Source organism: Streptomyces sp. NRRL F-6492 (assembly GCF_001280125.1).
Classification (GTDB): domain Bacteria; phylum Actinomycetota; class Actinomycetes; order Streptomycetales; family Streptomycetaceae; genus Streptomyces.
Window position 1 is genome coordinate 1 of record NZ_LGEG01000241.1, and the last position, 18,946, is coordinate 18,946.

An 18,946-nucleotide genomic window follows, 5' to 3' on the forward strand; every position below is an offset into this window, starting at 1 on the left:
GGGAAACGCCCGGTTACATTCCGAACCCGGAAGCTAAGCCTTTCAGCGCCGATGGTACTGCAGGGGGGACCCTGTGGGAGAGTAGGACACCGCCGAACACCTGCCCTTTTAGCTCAGTCGGTAGAGCGTCTCCATGGTAAGGAGAAGGTCAACGGTTCGATTCCGTTAAAGGGCTCCATCTGAAAAGGCCCCCGCCACATGGCGGGGGCCTTTTTGCGTTCCCAGGAGGGAGCGAGGCAAGCGGCGCCTTCCCCTGAGGGAAGGCGCCGTGCCGTCAGCGGTCGTCCGGCTCGCGCAGGCGCATCGCGAGGATGGCCATGTCATCGGAGGCCGGGGCTTGGGCGAAGCGTTCGACCGCGCGCAGGACGCGGGCCGCGACCGCGCCGGCCGTCAGGCCCGTACACGTCTTGAGGACGTCGGCGAGGCCGTCGTCGCCCAGCATGCGGGAGCCCTCGCGGCGCTCCGTCACGCCGTCCGTGACGCACAGGAGGACGTCGCCCGGGTCGAGGGTGACCGTCTCCTCGTACAGCTCCAGGTCGTCCATGACGCCCAGGAGCGGCTGCGGTTCGGCCGCGGGGCGGACCGTGCCGTCCGGGCTGAGGCGCAGGGGCAGCGGGTGGCCGGCGCAGACGATCTTGAGGATCGCCGAGCCGTCCTCCTGCGGGTGCATCTCGCCGTAGAGGAGGGTGAGGAAGCGGCTGCGGGCGCCCTCGTCGAGGATCGCCGCGTTCAGCCGCTCCAGGACGGCCGGGCCGCCGAGGCCCTCGCGGGCGAGCAGGCGTAGGGCATGGCGGGCCAGACCGGTGACGGCGGCCGCCTCCGGGCCCGTACCGCAGACGTCGCCGATGGCGAATCCGTACGCGCCGTCGCTGATCGGGAAGAGGTCGTAGAAGTCGCCCCCGACCTCGTTGCCCTCGCCGGCCGCGCGGTAGATGACGTCGACCTCGACGCCGGGGATGTCGGGGAGGCCGGGCGGCAGGAGGCTGCGCTGGAGGGACTGGCTGATCGCCACGCGCTCCGAGTAGAGGCGGGCGTTGTCCAGGGCCAGGGCGGCCCGGCGGGACAGGTCCTCGGCGAGCTCCAGGATCTCCTGGCGGAAGTGGTCCTCGGAGGGCCTGCCGAGCGTCAGCATGCCGATGACCCGGTTGCGGGCCACCAGGGGCAGGACGACCGTCTCGCCGGCGACCGTGCTCGCCGTGGCCAGCGTCGTGTCGATGCCCGGCGAGAGCGGGCTCGACGGGTGGTCGAGGGCGCGGACCGAGGCGGTGAGCGCGGCCCGGTGGGCGGCGTCGCCCGGCGCGGTCCAGACCCGGGCGCCGGGCGTCGGCACCGGGTCGGGCGGCGTGATCGAGGAGAGCAGCTCCTTGAGGCCGTCGATCCGGTCCTCGTCCTCGTGGAGCACGTACGAGAGGTACGGGTCGGAGGACTGGTCGGCGATCGTGTAGACCGCGCACCAGGTCGCGAGGGTGGGGACCGTCATCTGGGCCATCAGGGCCAGGGTCTGGTCGCGGTCGAGGGTGCCGGCCAGGAGGTCGGAGGCCTCGACGAGGAAGCTGAGGGAGCCGCGGCGCAGGCGTTCCAGCTCGCCGAGGCGGGCGGACTCCACGGCCAGGGCGATGCGGTCGGCGGCGAACTGGAGGCGGAGGGCCTCCTCGTTCGAATAGCGGTTCGCGGCCTCGGCGGCCACGCCCAGGGAGCCGGTGAGACGGCCCTCGACCTTGAGGGGGACGGTGACCACCGAGCGCATGCCGGTGTCCTCCAGGAGCGGGACGGCGCCGGGGACGGCGGCCAGGTCCTCGTGGACGGCCGGCATCCGGGCGGAGCCGTACCGGCTGGCGCCGGTCTCGACGGGCACGCGCGCGAAGCGCTGGCGGGCGGCCGGGAGACCGGTGGTGGCCCGTACCTCCAGCTCCGTCTCGTCGTCCGTGGCGAGGAGGAGGAAGGCGGCGTCGCCGTCGAGCATGTCGCGGGCGCGCTCGACCGTGCGCTGGAGCAGGCCGTCGAGGTCGTCGGGGGCCGGGGAGCCGATGAAGACCTCGAAGGGGTCGGTGGCGCGGCTCTCGGCGCCCGGCTCGGCCGCGGGGCGCTGCGGGGTCTGGAGGACCGCCCGCTCGTGCTCGCGGACCAGGAGGCAGACGGTGGAGGGCTCGCCCTGGGAGTCGCGGACCCGCAGGTGCGCGGCGTAGACGGGGACGACCCGGCCGTCGGCGCAGCGGATGCCGTAGCTGCCCTCCCAGCGGGAGAGGCGCAGGGCCTCGGCGAGGCCGGTGCCGATGCCGGGGGTGTGGGGCCAGGCCGCCAGGTCGCCCAGGGGCTTGCCGGTGACCTGCTCGGAGCCGTACCCGAAGAGTTCCCCCGCGTCCTCGTTCCAGGCGGTGATCGCGCCGGCCCGGTCGATCTGGACGACGGCGACGCGGACGCGGCTGTCGGCGACCGGGAGGAGGGCGTCGGGGAGGACCGGGCCGGCGGAGCGGGTGCCGACGGGGCGCTGCGGGAGGTCGAGGTGGAACCAGACGTGCTTGCGCGTGGGGGAGTAGTCGACGCCCCAGCGGTGGGCGAGGGCGGCGCAGAGCAGCAGCCCGCGGCCGTTCTCCCGGTCGGGGGCGGCGAGGGTGCGGCCGCTCTGGACCGGGACCTCGCGCTCGGGGTAGCGGTCGGAGACCTCGACGCGGATGCTGTCGTCGGAACGCAGGCAGAGCACGTCGGCGGCGGTGCCCGCGTGGATGACGGCGTTGGTGACGAGTTCGCTGGTGAGGACGACGGCGTCGTCCACCAGCTCGGGGTGCCCCCAGCCCTGGAGGGTGTCCCGGACGAAGGCCCGTGCGGCCGCGACGGACCGCCCGACGGGCTCGAAGCTGGCAGTCGCCCGCGCGGTGATCACAGCACTCCTCGTACGCGTCTCGACGCCCGGCTCTGCCATGCTCGGTCTGTCCTTCCCACTGCCCGGTGGTCGTGCGCGCACCACACCGTCCCCGCCGGGCGGACCGGGGCGGCTGGACAGCCGGATGCCAGGTTACTTACCTTCGCTGTCCGAGCGGATGCCGGTCACCGCTGATTCCGTCCCTCGGGGGTAGGGACGCCGTCGAAGCTGCCGAACTGTTATCGCCTGCTTCGGTCACGGTGAAACACTGGGCAGGCTACCGGCAGAGCCGGAGCGGTACGGTCGACCCCTTTCGGGAGGGACACGGTGGAGTCTGGCACGGCGGCGCGTCGCGGCGGAGGCAGCGGTACGCGCACGAGGGGCGGGCGTTCCCGTGGGGGGACGGTCCAGGTGGACGCCACGGCGCTGGAGCGGTTGCTCTCCGCGCTGGTGTCGATGCGGGACGGGAACTTCCGCAGGCGGCTCACGGTGTCCGGCGACGGGGTCATGGCGGAGATCTCCGCCGTGTTCAACGAGGTCGCGGACCGGCAGATGCACGTGACCGGGGAGCTGTCGCGGGTCCGGCGGGTGGTGGGGCGCGAGGGCAAGCTGTCCGAGCGTCTGGAGGCCGGCCCCAGCGAGGGGGCGTGGGCGGCGGCGATCGAGGCCGCGAACGCGCTCGTCGACGACCTGGCCCGGCCGGTGTCCGAGGTGGGCCGGGTGCTGTCGGCGGTGGCCGAGGGCGACCTGGAGCAGCGGATGGACCTGCGGTCGGAGGGTTCCGACGGGACGGTGCGACCGCTGCGGGGCGAGTTCCTGAAGGTCGCGCGTACCGCCAACAACCTCGTCGACCAGCTGTCGGTGTTCGCGTCCGAGGTGACCAGGGTCGCCGTCGAGGTGGGGACCGACGGCAAGCTGGGCGGTCAGGCGCAGGTGCGCGGGGTGTCCGGTTCGTGGAAGGACCTCACGGACTCGGTCAACACCATGGCGAACCGGCTGACGGCCCAGGTGCGGGACATCGCGCTGGTGACGACGGCGGTCGCCAACGGCGATCTGTCGCAGAAGGTCACGGCGAACGTGGCCGGCGAGATGCTGGAGCTGAAGAACACCGTCAACCGGATGGTGGACCAGCTGTCGTCGTTCTCCTCCGAGGTGACCCGGGTCGCGCGCGAGGTGGGCACCGAGGGCGAGCTGGGCGGTCAGGCCGAGGTGGCCGGGGTCGCCGGCGTGTGGAAGGACCTCACCGACTCCGTCAACACGATGGCGGGCAACCTCACCAATCAGGTGAGGGGGATCGCCGAGGTGACGACCGCCGTCGCCAACGGCGACCTGTCGCAGAAGGTGCGGGTCTCGGCGCGCGGTGAGATCGCGCAACTCGCGGACACCATCAACCAGATGACCAAGACGCTGCGGACGTTCGCCGACGAGGTGACCCGCGTCTCGGGCGAGGTCGGCGCGCAGGGCCTGCTCGGCGGCCAGGCGCAGGTGCCGGGCGCGGCGGGGACGTGGAAGGACCTCACGGACTCCGTCAACACGGTCTTCCGGAACATCACCACGCAGGTGCGGGACATCGCGCAGGTGACGACGGCCGTGGCCAACGGTGATCTGTCGCAGAAGGTCACGGTGGACGTGGCCGGGGAGATGCTGGAGCTGAAGAACACCGTCAACACGATGGTGGACCAGCTCTCCGCCTTCGGTTCCGAGGTGACCCGGGTGGCCCGGGAGGTCGGCGTCGAGGGCCTGCTCGGCGGCCAGGCCGAGGTGCCGGGCGCGGCGGGCACGTGGAAGGACCTCACCGACTCGGTGAACACGGCCTTCCGCAACCTGACCGGTCAGGTGCGGGACATCGCGCAGGTGACGACGGCGGTCGCCAACGGTGATCTGTCGCAGAAGGTCACGGTGGACGTGGCCGGGGAGATGCTGGAGCTGAAGAACACCGTCAACACGATGGTGTCGCAGCTGTCGTCCTTCGCGGACCAGGTGACCCGGATGGCCCGGGACGTGGGCACCGAGGGCCGGCTCGGCGGTCAGGCGCGCGTGGACGGGGTCTCCGGGCGCTGGCGGGAGCTCACCGACTCGGTGAACTTCATGGCCGGCAACCTGACCTCGCAGGTGCGGCAGATCGCGCAGGTGACGACGGCCGTGGCGCGCGGTGACCTGTCGCAGAAGATCGACGTGGACGCGCGCGGCGAGATCCTGGAGCTGAAGAACACCATCAACACGATGGTCGACCAGCTCTCCGCGTTCGCGGACCAGGTGACCCGGGTGGCCCGCGAGGTGGGCACCGACGGGCGGCTCGGCGGCCAGGCGCAGGTGCCCGGCGTGGCCGGGGTGTGGCGGGACCTGACCGACTCGGTGAACGGCATGGCCGGCAACCTCACCACCCAGGTCCGCAACATCGCCCAGGTCGCCACGGCGGTCGCGCGCGGTGACCTGTCGCAGAAGATCGACGTGGACGCGCGCGGCGAGATCCTGGAGCTGAAGAACACCCTCAACACGATGGTGGACCAGCTCTCGAACTTCGCCGAGCAGGTGACCCGGGTCGCCCGCGAGGTGGGCACCGAGGGCATGCTGGGCGGCCAGGCCGAGGTGCAGGGCGTCTCGGGCACCTGGAAGGACCTCACCCAGTCGGTGAACTTCATGGCGAACAACCTCACCATCCAGGTGCGGAACATCGCCGAGGTCACGACCGCGGTCGCCATGGGCGACCTGTCGAAGAAGATCACGGTCGACGCCCGGGGCGAGATCCTGGAGCTGGTGACGACCGTCAACACGATGGTCGACCAGCTGTCGAACTTCGCGGACGAGGTCACGCGCGTGGCCCGCGAAGTGGGTACCGAGGGCATCCTCGGCGGCCAGGCACGCGTGCGCGGGGTCACCGGCACCTGGAAGGACCTCAGCGACAACGTCAACCTGATGGCCAACAACCTGACCAGCCAGGTGCGGAACATCTCCCGGGTGTCGGCGGCCGTCGCCAACGGCGACCTCACCAAGAAGGTGACGGTCGAGGCGCGCGGCGAGGTCGCCGAACTCGCCGAGACCGTCAACACGATGGTGACGACCCTGTCGTCGTTCGCCGACGAGGTCACGCGCGTGGCCCGCGAGGTGGGCACCGAGGGCGAGCTGGGCGGCCAGGCCCGGGTGCCGGGGGTCTCCGGCACCTGGAAGGACCTGACCGAGTCGGTGAACTCGATGGCCTCCAACCTGACCGGCCAGGTGCGCCAGATCGCGGCCGTCACGACCGCCATCGCCAAGGGCGACCTGACCAAGAAGATCGACATCGACGCGCGCGGCGAGATCCAGGAGCTGAAGAACACCATCAACACGATGGTCGACCAGCTGTCGAACTTCGCCGAGGAGGTCACGCGCGTGGCCCGCGAAGTGGGTACGGAGGGCATCCTCGGCGGCCAGGCGCGCGTGCGGGACGTCGACGGCACCTGGCGCGACCTGACCGAGTCCGTGAACGAGATGGCCGGGAACCTGACCCGCCAGGTGCGGGCCATCGCGGCCGTCGCCACGGCGGTCACCCGGGGCGACCTCAACCTCAAGATCGACGGTGTGGACGCGGCGGGCGAGATCCAGGCCCTCCAGGACAACATCAACACGATGATCACCAACCTGCGCGACACCACCCTCGCCAACGAGGAGCAGGACTGGCTGAAGGGCAACCTGGCCCGCATCTCCGGCCTCATGCAGGGCCGGCGGGACCTGGACGACGTGGCCTCGCTCATCATGAGCGAGCTGACGCCGGTGGTCTCGGCCCAGCACGGCGCCTTCTTCGTGGCCATGCCGACCGGCTCCGCCCACGGCGACGCCGAACTCGTCGGCGAGGGCGACGGCTCGTACGAGCTGCGGATGCGCGGGAGTTACGGGTACTCCGCCGGTTCCATGCCGACCTCGTTCCGTCCCGGCGAGACCCTCATCGGGACGGCGGCCGAGGAGAAGCGGACCATCCAGGTCAACGTGCCGCCGGGCTACCTGAAGATCTCCTCCGGGCTCGGGGAGGCCTCGCCCGCGCACGTGATCGTGCTGCCGGTCCTCTTCGAGGGCAAGGTCCTCGGCGTGATCGAGCTGGCCTCCTTCCAGCCGTTCACCCAGATCCAGCGCGACTTCCTCAACCAGCTCGCGGAGCTGATCGCCACCACCGTCAACACCATCAGCGTCAACACCAAGACGGAGGTGCTGCTCCAGCAGTCGCAGGAGCTCACCGAGCAGCTCAAGGAGCGCTCGGCCGAGCTGGAGCACCGGCAGAAGGAGCTCCAGGGCTCCAACCTGGAGCTGGAGGAGAAGGCCGAGCTGCTCGCCCGGCAGAACCGCGACATCGAGGTGAAGAACACCGAGATCGAGGAGGCCCGGCAGGTCCTGGAGGAGCGGGCCGAACAGCTCGCCGTCTCCATGCGGTACAAGTCCGAGTTCCTGGCGAACATGTCGCACGAGCTGCGCACCCCGCTCAACTCGCTTCTCATCCTGGCCAAGTTGCTCGCCGACAACGCCGAGACGAACCTGACGCCGAAGCAGGTCGAGTTCGCCGAGACCATCCACGGCGCCGGTTCGGACCTGCTCCAGCTGATCAACGACATCCTCGACCTGTCCAAGGTGGAGGCGGGCAAGATGGACGTCTCGCCGACCCGGATCGCGCTCGTGCAGCTCGTCGACTACGTGGAGGCGACCTTCCGGCCGCTCACGGCGGAGAAGGGGCTCGACTTCTCGGTACGGGTCTCGCCGGAGCTGCCCGCCACGCTCCACACCGACGAGCAGCGCCTCCTCCAGGTGCTGCGCAACCTCCTTTCCAACGCGGTGAAGTTCACCGACACGGGCGCGGTGGAGCTGGTGATCCGGCCGGCCGGCACGGACGTGCCGCAGTCGATCCGCGAGCAGCTCCTGGAGGCCGGTTCGCTGCGCGACCCGGAGGCCGACCTGATCGCGTTCTCGGTCACCGACACCGGGATCGGGATCGCGGCGAGCAAGATGCGGGTCATCTTCGAGGCCTTCAAGCAGGCCGACGGCACGACCAGCCGGAAGTACGGCGGTACGGGTCTTGGGCTCTCGATCAGCCGGGAGATCGCGCGGCTGCTCGGCGGCGAGATCTTCGCCGCGAGCGAGCCGGGCCGCGGCTCGACGTTCACCCTGTACCTGCCGCTGAACCCGACCGAGCTGCCCGCGCAGGGCTACGGCCAGGGCGCGCAGGACGGCGAGGACCCGCAGCAGGGCGCCGAGGAGGGGGCGGCCGGGGCCGTCCACCCGTTCCCGCACTTCCCGCCGGCGCCCGTACGGACGGAGTCGCGCTCGGGGGCCGGGGCGCTGTTCCGGCACCGGCGGAAGGCGGCCGCGGAGGCGACCGGGGCGCGGAGCGCGGTGCCGGGGCAGCCCGGGCAGCAGCCCGCACCGGAGCGGGAGGAGCAGGAGGAGCAGGAGGCGGCGCCGCGCCGCACCTTCGGCTTCTCCGGCGAGAAGGTGCTCATCGTGGACGACGACATCCGCAACGTCTTCGCGCTCACCAGCGTCCTGGAACAGCACGGGCTCGCGGTGCTGTACGCGGAGAACGGGCGGGAGGGCATCGAGGTCCTGGAGCAGCACGACGACGCGGCGGTCGTCCTGATGGACATCATGATGCCGGAGATGGACGGGTACGCGACGACGACCGCGATCCGGCGGATGCCGCAGTTCGCCGGTCTCCCGATCATCGCGCTGACGGCGAAGGCGATGAAGGGCGACCGGGAGAAGGCGATCGAGTCGGGCGCCTCGGACTACGTGACCAAGCCGGTCGACCCCGACCACCTGCTGTCCGTCATGGAGCAGTGGATGCGGGGGAAGTGATCCGGGCCGGGGCCGCGCGGCGCGCCGCGCAGCCCCGGCCCCCGCCGGCGGGCCCGCGGCGGATCGCCGGGGATGCCGGGAAGATCTCCGGCGGGCTGTCGCCACGGGCGTGTGAGAAGCCGGGATACGGGGAACCTTCTGGTCTCCCACCGCGTTTTTCCTCTGTGCACAGTGACATCGCGGTGACAGGGTGTGGCGACGGGCGGGGTGCGGCTACGATGACCGGCACAAGGACGGACGGCGCTAGGGAGTCGTCTTCTGGGGCGGCGCCCGGCGCCTCTCCCGGTTCGGGGGACCGGGCAGAGCCGTTGCCGGGACGAGGAGGACGGGGCATGGTGCAGAAGGCCAAGATCCTCCTGGTCGATGACCGGCCGGAGAATCTGCTGGCGCTGGAGGCCATTCTCTCCGCGCTCGATCAGACGCTGGTGCGGGCATCGTCCGGGGAGGAAGCGCTCAAGGCGCTGTTGACGGATGACTTCGCGGTCATCCTGCTCGACGTCCAGATGCCGGGAATGGACGGTTTCGAGACCGCCGCCCACATCAAGCGGCGCGAGCGGACACGGGACATCCCGATCATCTTCCTCACCGCCATCAACCACGGTCCCCACCACACCTTCCGGGGATACGCGGCGGGGGCGGTCGACTACATCTCGAAGCCCTTCGACCCGTGGGTGCTGCGCGCCAAGGTCTCCGTCTTCGTCGAGCTGTACATGAAGAACTGCAAGCTGCGCGAGCAGGCCGCCCTGCTGCGGCTCCAGTTGGAGGGCGGCGGCGAGAGCGGTCACGGCAAGGAGTCCGCCGGTCTGCTCGCCGAACTCTCCGCCCGCCTCGCGGCCGTCGAGGAGCAGGCCGAGGCGCTGTCGAAGCAGCTCGACGACGACTCGGCCGACGCGGCCGCCGTCGCCACCGCCGCGCACCTGGAGCGCAAGCTCACCGGGCTGCGGCGGGCCCTGGACGCCCTGGAGCCGGGCGCCGGCGCCGCGCCGACCCTGCCCAGCCAGAGCTGACCCACTGTCACGAAGCGCCCCGGACCGTCGAGGTCCGGGGCGCTTCGTCGTGATGCGGCGTCAGCATCACGCCTCCGCGCAGACGACACGAACGGGTGAGGCGGACAGCCGGTTCCCACACGGGTAACCTCGGCACCATGGCTTCACGTACGTCCGGCAAGACCCAGGGCACGGCGGGCACCGCAAAGCCGCGCGCCGGCCGTACGGCGGGTGCCGCGAAGAAGGCGGCGCCCGCGAAGTCCCCCGCCAAGCCCCCCGCGAAGAACGCGAGGAACGCGGCGGCGAAGAAGGCACCGGCCAAGAAGGCCGCGCCCGCCAAGCGCGCGCCCGCGCGGAAGCCCGCGGCGAGGAAGGCCCCGCCCCGTCCCGCGCCGTCCCCGACCGGGGGCGTCTACCGGCTCGCGCGCGGCGCCTGGCTCGGACTCGCCCACGCGGTGGGGGCGGTCTTCCGTGGCATAGGACGCGGGGCCAAGGGACTCGACCCCGTCCACCGCAAGGACGGGACCGCGCTGCTCCTCCTCGGCCTCGCGCTGATCGTCGCCGTGGGCACCTGGTCCAACCTGCGCGGCCCGGTCGGCGACCTCGTCGAGATGCTGGTCACCGGGGCCTTCGGGCGGCTCGACCTCCTGGTGCCGCTGCTGCTCGCCGGGATCGGCGTGCGCCTGATCCTCTATCCGGAGCGGCCCGAGGCCAACGGCCGGATCGTCATCGGCCTCTCCGCCCTCGCCCTCGGCGTCCTGGGCCAGGTGCACATCGCGTGCGGCTCGCCGGGCCGCGGCGACGGCGCCGACGCCGTGCAGGACGCGGGCGGCCTCATCGGCTGGGCCGCGTCCCAGCCCCTCGTCTTCATGATGGGCGAGGTCCTCGCCGTACCGATGCTGGTGCTGCTCACCGTCTTCGGCCTGCTCGTCGTCACCGCCACCCCGGTCAACGCGATCCCGCGGCGCCTGCGCTCCCTCGGCGTCCGGCTCGGCATCGTGGAACCGCCCTACGACCCGGCGGAGGCCGGGGAGTACGCGTACGGGGAGTACGACGAGGAGTGGCGGGAAGCGGAGCCGGGGCCCGCGCGGCCCGTCCGGCGTCGCGCCCCCGGCCCGGCGGAGCCGTACGACGTGGACCGGGCCGAGGAGGAACTGCTGGAGCGGCGCGGCCGCTCGGCGCGCCGCCCCTCCCGGCGGACCGGCTCCGCGCCCGGACTCGACCCGGTGGACGTCGCCGCCGCGGCGGCCGCGGCGCTGGACGGCGCGGTGCTCAACGGCATGCCCCCGTCCCCGATCGTCGCCGACCTGACCAAGGACGTCACCGCGGAGCGGGACGCCGCCCCGGCCGCCTCCGGCACCGGGGAGGCCGATGCCGCCGGAGCCGCCGCGGCGGCCGGGAAGCCGGCGCCGACCGCGCCCGTGCCGTCGGCGCGCGGCGGAGACGTACCGGATCTGACCAAGCCCGCGCCCGAGCCGACGGATCTGCCGTCGCGGGCCGAGCAGCTCCAGCTGTCCGGCGACATCACGTACTCCCTGCCGGCGATGGACCTCCTGGAGCGCGGCGGGCCGGGCAAGACGCGCAGCGCCGCGAACGACGCCGTCGTGGCCGCGCTCTCCAACGTCTTCGGCGAGTTCAAGGTCGACGCCGCCGTCACCGGCTTCACCCGGGGGCCGACGGTCACGCGGTACGAGGTCGAGCTCGGGCCCGCGGTGAAGGTCGAGAAGATCACGGCCCTGGCCAAGAACATCGCCTACGCGGTGGCCTCCCCGGACGTGCGGATCATCTCGCCGATCCCGGGCAAGTCCGCGGTCGGCATCGAGATCCCGAACAGCGACCGCGAGATGGTCAACCTCGGGGACGTGCTGCGGCTCGCGGACGCGGCCGGCGACGACCATCCGATGCTGGTCGCGCTCGGCAAGGACGTCGAGGGCGGCTACGTGATGGCCAACCTGGCGAAGATGCCGCACATCCTGGTCGCGGGCGCCACCGGCTCCGGCAAGTCCTCGTGCATCAACTGCCTCATCACCTCGGTGATGATAAGGGCGACCCCCGAGGACGTCCGGATGGTGCTCGTCGACCCCAAGCGGGTCGAGCTGACCGCGTACGAGGGCATCCCGCACCTGATCACCCCGATCATCACCAACCCCAAGAAGGCCGCCGAGGCCCTGCAGTGGGTGGTGCGCGAGATGGACCTGCGCTACGACGACCTGGCCGCCTTCGGCTTCCGCCACATCGACGACTTCAACGCGGCCATCCGGGCCGGCAAGGTCAAGCTCCCGGAGGGCAGCGAGCGCGAGCTCCACCCCTATCCGTACCTCCTGGTGATCGTCGACGAACTCGCCGACCTGATGATGGTCGCGCCCCGGGACGTCGAGGACGCGATCGTCCGCATCACCCAGTTGGCCCGCGCCGCCGGCATCCATCTGGTCCTGGCCACCCAGCGGCCGTCCGTGGACGTCGTCACCGGTCTGATCAAGGCGAACGTGCCCTCCCGGCTCGCCTTCGCCACCTCCTCGCTCGCCGACAGCCGGGTCATCCTCGACCAGCCCGGCGCCGAGAAGCTGATCGGCAAGGGCGACGGGCTCTTCCTGCCGATGGGCGCCAACAAGCCCGTCCGCATGCAGGGCGCCTTCGTCACCGAGCACGAGGTCGCCGCCGTCGTGCAGCACTGCAAGGACCAGATGACGCCCGTCTTCCGGGACGACGTCACCGTGGGCACCAAGCAGAAGAAGGAGATCGACGAGGAGATCGGCGACGACCTCGACCTGCTGTGCCAGGCAGCCGAGCTGGTCGTCTCCACCCAGTTCGGCTCCACCTCCATGCTCCAGCGCAAGCTGCGCGTGGGCTTCGCCAAGGCCGGCCGGCTGATGGACCTGATGGAGTCGCGGAACGTCGTCGGACCCAGCGAGGGCTCCAAGGCGCGGGACGTGCTCGTCAAACCCGACGAGCTGGACGGGGTCCTCGCCGTGATCCGGGGCGAGTCGGGGGAGTAGGCGGAGCGGATCCAGGGCGGGTCCGGGACCGGCGGGGGACCCCTTGCGGGGCCGAGCGCGGGTTCCGGAGAAGGGGCGGGTGTGGGCGGCGGGAGGCGGGGTACCCGTTCGAGATCCGGTCGAGACTCACTCGTAAGAAAAGGGTGAGCAACCGTTTCCCCTGGCCGTACGTCAAGTTGGAGGGAGGGACAGAAGGATGTCCCAGCCTCATGGCGTACAAACGGCACCCGCCCGGTTGCCCCACCCTTTCGTACCACCCATAGACTGAACGTCCAGCAGGTGGCTACACGCTCGAAAGGCGCTCTCGTGTCCATCGGCAACTCCCCCGAAGACGACCGGACCTTCCCGGCAGACGACCGGGAACCGATCGGTCGTGCCCTCCAGCAGGCCCGTATCGCCGCCGGTCTCACCGTCGAAGAGGTCAGTGCCTCCACCCGTGTCCGGACCCCGATCGTGCACGCGATCGAGGAGGACGACTTCTCGCGCTGTGGCGGCGACGTCTACGCCCGCGGCCACATCCGTACCCTCGCGCGCGCCGTCGGCCTCGACCCGGCTCCGCTGATCGAGCAGTTCGACGCCGAGCACGGCGGCCGTCCCGCACCCACCCCCGCCGCCCCGCTGTTCGAGGCGGAACGCATCCGCCCCGAGCCGCGCCGGCCCAACTGGACCGCCGCGATGGTCGCGGCCATCGTCGCCGTCGTCGGATTCGTCGGCTTCACGATGTTCAACGGCAACGACGCCCCGAAGGGGACCACCACGGCCGACGGCCCGGCGCCCGCCCCCGAGCAGGCGACCTCGGCCGCCAAGCCGAAGCCCGTGAAGCCCGTCGCGCCCAAGCCCACCGAGAGCGCGATCGCCGCGGTCCCGCAGGACAAGGTCACGATCAAGCTCTCCGCCACCGACGGCAAGAGCTGGATCTCGGCCAAGGCCCACGACGGCAAGCTGCTCTTCGACGGGCTGCTCCTGGAGGGCGAGACCAAGACCTTCCAGGACGACGAGCGGATCGACCTGGTCCTCGGCAACGCCGGTGCCATCGAGCTCTACGTCAACGGCAAGAAGGTCGCCGACAAGTTCGAATCCGGCCAGGTCGAGCGGCTGACGTACACCAAGGGCGACCCCCAGGCCGGCTGAGCCGGTCCGACCGCCCTGATGTGACCTCCGTCGCGCGGGTGAACCCTGCGCGACGGGGGAACGGCCGGGACGAAGTAGTCTTGAGTCCATGCCCGAACGCCGTACCGTCGCCCTTGTCACTCTTGGCTGCGCCCGTAACGAGGTGGACTCGGAGGAGCTCGCAGGCCGCTTGGCAGCGGACGGCTGGGAGCTCGTCGAGAACGCCGAACAAGCGGACGTCGCCGTCGTCAACACCTGCGGATTCGTCGAGGCCGCCAAGAAGGACTCCGTCGACGCCCTGCTCGAAGCCAATGATCTGAAGGACCACGGCAGGACCCAGGCCGTCGTGGCCGTCGGCTGCATGGCCGAGCGGTACGGCAAGGAGCTCGCCGAGGCCCTCCCGGAGGCCGACGGCGTCCTCGGCTTCGACGACTACGCCGACATCTCCAACCGCCTCCAGACCATCCTCAACGGTGGCAGCGTCGAGGCCCACACCCCGCGCGACCGGCGCAAGCTGCTGCCGCTCTCGCCCGTGGAGCGCCAGGAGGCCGCGGCCGCCGTGGCCCTGCCGGGACACGGCGACGGCGCCGAGGCGCCCGCCGACGCCCCGGCCGACCTGCCCGAGGGCCTCGCGCCCGCCTCCGGGCCGCGCGCGCCGCTCCGCCGGCGCCTGGACACCAGCCCCGTCGCCTCCGTGAAGCTGGCCTCCGGCTGCGACCGCCGCTGCACCTTCTGCGCCATCCCCTCCTTCCGCGGCTCGTTCGTCTCGCGCCGTCCCTCGGACGTGCTGAACGAGACGCGCTGGCTCGCCGAGCAGGGCGTGAAGGAGATCATGCTGGTCTCCGAGAACAACACGTCCTACGGCAAGGACCTCGGCGACATCCGTCTCCTGGAGGGCCTGCTGCCCGAGCTGGCGGCCGTGGACGGCATCGAGCGCGTCCGCGTCAGCTACCTCCAGCCCGCCGAGATGCGCCCCGGCCTGATCGACGTCCTCACCTCCACCGAGAAGGTCGTCCCGTACTTCGACCTCTCCTTCCAGCACAGCGCCCCGGACGTGCTGCGGTCCATGCGCCGCTTCGGCGACACCGACCGCTTCCTGGAGCTCCTGGAGACCATCCGCTCCAAGGCCCCCACGGCCGGCGCCCGCTCCAACTTCATCGTCGGCTTCCCCGGCGAGACGGAGGCGGACTTCGCCGAGCTGGAACGCTTCATCACCCACGCGCGCCTCGACGCCATCGGCGTCTTCGGCTACTCCGACGAGGACGGCACCGAGGCCGCCACGTACGAGCACAAGCTCGACCAGGAGGTCGTCGACAAGCGGCTCGCCCACCTCTCCCGGCTCGCCGAGGAGCTCACCGCGCAGCGCGCGGAGGAGCGCGTCGGGGAGACCCTGGAGGTACTCGTCGAGTCCCTGGACGAGGAGGACGGCTGGATCGGCCGCGCCGCCCACCAGGCCCCCGAGACCGACGGACAGGTGGTCCTCGTCACCGCCGACGGCACGGACCCCGACCTGGCCCCGGGCCGTATGGTCAGGGCGAAGGTCGTCGGGACGGAGGGCGTCGACCTGGTGGCCGAGTGTCTTTTCGAGGAGGCGGGCAGATGACCGGAGTCCCGGCATCCGCGACGGGCGGGACCGGTAGGCCGACGCCCCGCGGCAAGCTGGGCGCGGCGGCCGTCAACCAGGCCAGCCTGTGGAACATCGCGAACATCCTCACCATGATCCGGCTGGTGCTCGTGCCGGCCTTCGTGGTGCTGCTGCTCCAGGACGGCGGGCACGATCCCGCGTGGCGGGCCTGGGCCTGGGCTGCGTTCGCGGTGGCCATGATCACGGACGTCTTCGACGGGCACCTCGCCCGTACGTACAACCTGGTCACCGACTTCGGGAAGATCGCCGACCCGATCGCGGACAAGGCGATCATGGCGGCCGGCCTGATCTCCCTGTCCTCGCTCGGGGACCTCCCCTGGTGGGTGACCGCGGTCATCCTGGCCCGGGAGCTGGGGATCACCCTGATGCGGTTCTGGGTCATCCGGCACGGGGTCATCCCCGCCAGCCGCGGCGGCAAGCTGAAGACCCTGGCCCAGGGCACGGCCGTGGGCATGTACGTGCTCATGCTCACCGGGCCGCTGGCCACCCTCCGCTTCTGGGTGATGACGGTGGCCGTCGTGCTGACGGTCGTCACCGGCCTGGACTACGTGCGCCAGGCCGTCGTGCTGCGGCGCAGGGGCCTGGCCGCCGAGCGGGCCGCCGCCGAGCGGTCGGAGGCGGCGGCACGGTGACCGAGGCCGCCCGGGTGCTCGCGCTGCTCGCCGAGCGCGGCCAGACACTGGCCGTCGCGGAGTCGCTCACGGGCGGTCTGGTGGCCGCCGAACTCACCGGTGTCCCCGGCGCCTCGGCGTCCTTTCGGGGGTCCGTCACCGCCTACGCCACCGCCCTCAAGCACGAGCTCCTCGGCGTCGACGGGGCCCTGCTCGCGGAGCGCGGCGCGGTGGACCCCGAGGTCGCGTCGCAGATGGCGGCCGGTGTACGGGCCCGGCTCGGCGCCGACTGGGGCGTCGCGACGACCGGGGTCGCGGGCCCCGACCCGCAAGACGGACAGCCCGTCGGAACCGTCTACGTGGCGGTCGCGGGCCCGGCCGGGACGGGAGCCCGGACGGGGTCCCCGACCGGGAAAGTGGTCCCGTTGAGGTTGAACGGCGATCGCGCGGAAATCCGTAGGGAGAGCGTACGGATCGTGCTCGCGCTGCTCCACGGGGAACTCTCGGGAAATGCGCGGGCACAGGATACGGAACAGAACGGGGGGAATTGATGTTTGCAGCCCTGAGTGAACACGACATCGCTCCCCGCACGGCCGCGTCGCGAGGCGGTACGGTGGGGCGTGAAGGATGCGGCTACGCGGTCCGAGGAGGGAGCCACCGATGATTCTGCTCCGTCGCCTGCTGGGTGACGTGCTGCGTCGGCAGCGCCAGCGCCAGGGCCGTACTCTGCGCGAAGTCTCCTCGTCCGCCCGAGTCTCGCTCGGCTATCTCTCCGAGGTGGAGCGGGGGCAGAAGGAGGCTTCCTCCGAGCTGCTCTCCGCGATCTGCGACGCGTTGGACGTACGGATGTCCGAGCTCATGCGCGAAGTGAGCGACGAGCTGTCGTTGGCCGAACTGGCCGAGTCGGCAGCAGCGAGCGAACAGGTGCCGGCACCGGTTCGTCCGATGCTCAATTCGGTGTCGGTGACGTCGGTGGCGGGTGTGTCCCCCGAGCGGGTGACCATCAAGGCGCCCGCGGAAGCGGTCGACGTCGTCGCTGCCTGAACCGAAACGAGGGTGAAGCCCCGATCTGCGTCCCGTACAGGGGCGCCGACCGGGGCTTCATCCTTTTCCGGCATTTCTTTGGGCTGATTTGTTTGAGATGCCGGGTTCCGGAGAGGCGTGCCATGGTGGGAGAACGTTCGACTGGTTGGAGATTCCGCATGTCTGTCGTGAAGAGCACGCTGTCCGAGACCGACCTCAAGACCGTCGGCAACGCGCTCCAGGGAGCGCTGGTCGACCTGGTCGATCTCTCGCTGGTGGCCAAGCAGGTGCACTGGAACGTCGTCGGGCCGCGCTTCCGCTCCGTCCACCTCCAGCTGGACGAGGTGGTCACCACGGCCCGGACGCACTCCGACACCGTGGCCGAGCGCGCCTCCGCCCTGGGCGTCAACCCGGACGGGCGAGCGGCGACCGTGGCGTCGTCGAGCGCGATCGGAACGGTGCCGGAAGGCTGGATCAAGGACGAGCAGGCGGTGAAGATCCTCGTCGACGCCCTCGGTGCCGTCACCGCCCGCATGCGGGAGCGGATCGAGGCGACCGGCGACCCCGACCCGGTCACCCAGGACATCCTGATCGCCCTGACGGGCGAGCTCGAGAAGCACGCGTGGATGTTCCAGGCCGAAAGCGTCTGAGGAGGGTCGGGGCGTGCTGATACGCGCGGCGCGCGCCGGGGCGGGCCCCGGTGCGCCCTCCCGCAGGGTGATCCTGCCGGTCTAGCGTCGACCGCAGGAGGCGGCCATGGTACGGCGACGGTTTCCGCCGGCAACGCTCGCGCTGGTCGCGGTCGGGCTGGTGGCCGGGGGGCTCTGGTGGTGGGCGGTGCTCCGCCTGCTGCTGGTCCCGGGTGAGACCGGGCCGGTCGAGGGAGTGATGGCCGCGGGCGGCTGGGGACTGAGCCTGCTGCCCGTGCACGTCGCCGCCTCGTCGGGGCGGCCGGGCGCGTCGGCCCGGCGTCTCGGCGGCCGGATACCGTGGCGCCGGTGGTGGGGCGCGGGCTCCGGTCCGGCGTGAGGGATGTCGCGAGGGGTGTGACGAGACGAAGAGCTGTGGCCCGACGGAGGGTCAGCTCGACGGGTTCGTGCCGGTGTCCTGCCGGTGCGGGCCCTTTTGGCATTCCGGGCACCAGTACGTGACGCGGTCCCCGAGTTCCGCCTTGCGGATTCCGGCGCCGCAGCGCAGGCAGGGGCGCCCCTCGCGGCCGTAGACGTGGAGCGGGGTGCCGGGGCGGCGTGCGGTGGTGACGCGCCGGTCCGGGTGGTCCTTGTTGACGTCGAGCAGACGGTGGGCGGTCGCCACCAGACGCGCGGGGACGCCGGGCTCCAGCTCGCCCACGGGCAGCCAGGGGGTGACGGCGGCCAGGAACGCCAGCTCCGACTTGTAGACGTTGCCGATGCCGGCCAGGTTGCGCTGGTCGAGGAGGGCCTCGCCGAGCGTCCTCGCCGGATCGGCCGTCAGCCTGCGCACGGCCTCCTCCGGGTCCCAGTCGGGGCCCAGCAGGTCCGGGCCGAGATGGCCCACGACGTGGGACTCCTCGTCGGTGCGGACGAGCTCCAGGACCGGGAGCCGATAGCCGTACGCGGTGGACTCCGCGTTTCCCAGGACGGCCCGGATCTGGTGGTCGGGGCCGCCGCGGGGCCGCTCCCCGGTGGCGTACACCCGCCAGGCGCCGTCCATCCGCAGATGGGAGTGGAGGGTGAGCCCGCCCTCGATCCGGGCGAGCAGGTGCTTGCCGCGCGGGGTGACGTCGAGGAGCGTGCGGCCGGTGAGGTCGGCGGTGGCGAACCGGGGCACCCGGAGGTCCGAGCGGGTGAGGACCCGCCCGGCGAGCGCGGCGTGCAGGCGGCGGGCCACCTGCCAGACGGTGTCTCCTTCGGGCACGG

The 18,946-nt window shown here is 71.7% G+C and carries 12 protein-coding genes, 1 tRNA gene and 1 rRNA gene; 12 read left to right on the plus strand and 2 right to left on the minus strand.

The window, feature by feature from the left end:
* Window positions 1–98 (plus strand): 5S ribosomal RNA (rrf, locus tag ADL08_RS25415); the annotation flags it as partial.
* Between the two features lie 4 nt (window positions 99–102).
* Window positions 103–178 (plus strand) — tRNA-Thr (locus ADL08_RS25420).
* Between the two features lie 96 nt (window positions 179–274).
* On the opposite strand, the gene ADL08_RS25425 is transcribed toward ADL08_RS25420, so the two are convergent.
* Window positions 275–2,920: a SpoIIE family protein phosphatase gene (locus ADL08_RS25425; RefSeq protein ID WP_053646854.1), complete on the minus strand. Its 2,646-nt coding sequence runs from the start codon at window positions 2,918–2,920 to the stop codon at window positions 275–277.
* A 267-nt stretch (window positions 2,921–3,187) separates the two neighbouring features.
* Between ADL08_RS25425 and ADL08_RS25430 the strand changes: the two genes are divergently transcribed.
* The 10 genes from ADL08_RS25430 (at window position 3,188) to ADL08_RS25475 (ending at window position 18,077) form a co-directional block, all read left to right on the plus strand.
* On the plus strand, window positions 3,188–8,677 hold the full coding sequence (locus ADL08_RS25430; RefSeq protein ID WP_199837085.1) for a HAMP domain-containing protein: 5,490 nt from the start codon (window positions 3,188–3,190) through the stop codon (window positions 8,675–8,677).
* A 332-nt stretch (window positions 8,678–9,009) separates the two neighbouring features.
* Window positions 9,010–9,684 carry a response regulator gene (locus tag ADL08_RS25435; RefSeq protein WP_053646858.1) on the plus strand — a complete coding sequence of 225 codons (675 nt, stop codon included), beginning with the start codon at window positions 9,010–9,012 and terminating at the stop codon, window positions 9,682–9,684.
* 137 nt (window positions 9,685–9,821) lie between these two features.
* Window positions 9,822–12,659 carry a DNA translocase FtsK gene (locus ADL08_RS25440; protein ID WP_053646860.1) on the plus strand — a complete coding sequence of 946 codons (2,838 nt, stop codon included), beginning with the start codon at window positions 9,822–9,824 and terminating at the stop codon, window positions 12,657–12,659.
* Window positions 12,660–12,965: 306 nt separating this feature from the next.
* Window positions 12,966–13,790, plus strand: a complete 825-nt coding sequence (locus tag ADL08_RS25445; RefSeq protein ID WP_053646862.1) for a helix-turn-helix domain-containing protein — start codon at window positions 12,966–12,968, stop codon at window positions 13,788–13,790.
* An 88-nt stretch (window positions 13,791–13,878) separates the two neighbouring features.
* Window positions 13,879–15,372, plus strand: coding sequence for a 30S ribosomal protein S12 methylthiotransferase RimO (rimO, locus tag ADL08_RS25450; protein ID WP_053646864.1), 1,494 nt, complete (start codon window positions 13,879–13,881; stop codon window positions 15,370–15,372).
* The gene (pgsA, locus tag ADL08_RS25455; protein ID WP_053646866.1) at window positions 15,369–16,046 is read left to right on the plus strand and encodes a CDP-diacylglycerol--glycerol-3-phosphate 3-phosphatidyltransferase; all 678 of its coding nucleotides are present in this window, start codon (window positions 15,369–15,371) and stop codon (window positions 16,044–16,046) included. Before rimO ends, pgsA begins: the two co-directional genes overlap by 4 nt.
* Window positions 16,043–16,576 (plus strand): CinA family protein, encoded by a 534-nt coding sequence (locus ADL08_RS25460; protein WP_053646868.1) that lies wholly within the window; start codon window positions 16,043–16,045, stop codon window positions 16,574–16,576. The genes pgsA and ADL08_RS25460 overlap by 4 nt, the downstream gene beginning before the upstream one ends.
* A 109-nt stretch (window positions 16,577–16,685) precedes the next feature.
* Complete coding sequence (locus tag ADL08_RS25465) at window positions 16,686–17,069, plus strand: helix-turn-helix domain-containing protein (RefSeq protein ID WP_053646870.1); 384 nt, start codon at window positions 16,686–16,688, stop codon at window positions 17,067–17,069.
* A 158-nt stretch (window positions 17,070–17,227) separates the two neighbouring features.
* Window positions 17,228–17,698 carry a Dps family protein gene (locus tag ADL08_RS25470; RefSeq protein ID WP_053646872.1) on the plus strand — a complete coding sequence of 157 codons (471 nt, stop codon included), beginning with the start codon at window positions 17,228–17,230 and terminating at the stop codon, window positions 17,696–17,698.
* Between the two features lie 106 nt (window positions 17,699–17,804).
* Window positions 17,805–18,077, plus strand: a complete 273-nt coding sequence (locus ADL08_RS25475; RefSeq protein ID WP_053646874.1) for a hypothetical protein — start codon at window positions 17,805–17,807, stop codon at window positions 18,075–18,077.
* Between the two features lie 51 nt (window positions 18,078–18,128).
* Here the strand turns inward: ADL08_RS25475 and ADL08_RS25480 are convergent, their stop codons facing one another.
* Complete coding sequence (locus ADL08_RS25480; protein WP_053646876.1) at window positions 18,129–18,944, minus strand: Fpg/Nei family DNA glycosylase; 816 nt, start codon at window positions 18,942–18,944, stop codon at window positions 18,129–18,131.
* Between the last annotated feature and the right edge of the window lie 2 nt (window positions 18,945–18,946).

Bases quoted from the DNA above. Each gene is read 5' to 3' on its own strand.
- pgsA (WP_053646866.1), top strand. From the start codon at position 15,369: ATGACCGGAGTCCCGGCATCCGCGACGGGCGGGACCGGTAGGCCGACG.
- ADL08_RS25475 (WP_053646874.1), top strand. From the start codon at position 17,805: ATGGTACGGCGACGGTTTCCGCCGGCAACGCTCGCGCTGGTCGCGGTC.
- ADL08_RS25470 (WP_053646872.1), top strand. From the start codon at position 17,228: ATGTCTGTCGTGAAGAGCACGCTGTCCGAGACCGACCTCAAGACCGTC.
- rimO (WP_053646864.1), top strand. From the start codon at position 13,879: ATGCCCGAACGCCGTACCGTCGCCCTTGTCACTCTTGGCTGCGCCCGT.
- ADL08_RS25435 (WP_053646858.1), top strand. From the start codon at position 9,010: ATGGTGCAGAAGGCCAAGATCCTCCTGGTCGATGACCGGCCGGAGAAT.
- ADL08_RS25440 (WP_053646860.1), top strand. From the start codon at position 9,822: ATGGCTTCACGTACGTCCGGCAAGACCCAGGGCACGGCGGGCACCGCA.
- ADL08_RS25425 (WP_053646854.1), bottom strand. From the start codon at position 2,920: ATGGCAGAGCCGGGCGTCGAGACGCGTACGAGGAGTGCTGTGATCACC.
- ADL08_RS25465 (WP_053646870.1), top strand. From the start codon at position 16,686: ATGATTCTGCTCCGTCGCCTGCTGGGTGACGTGCTGCGTCGGCAGCGC.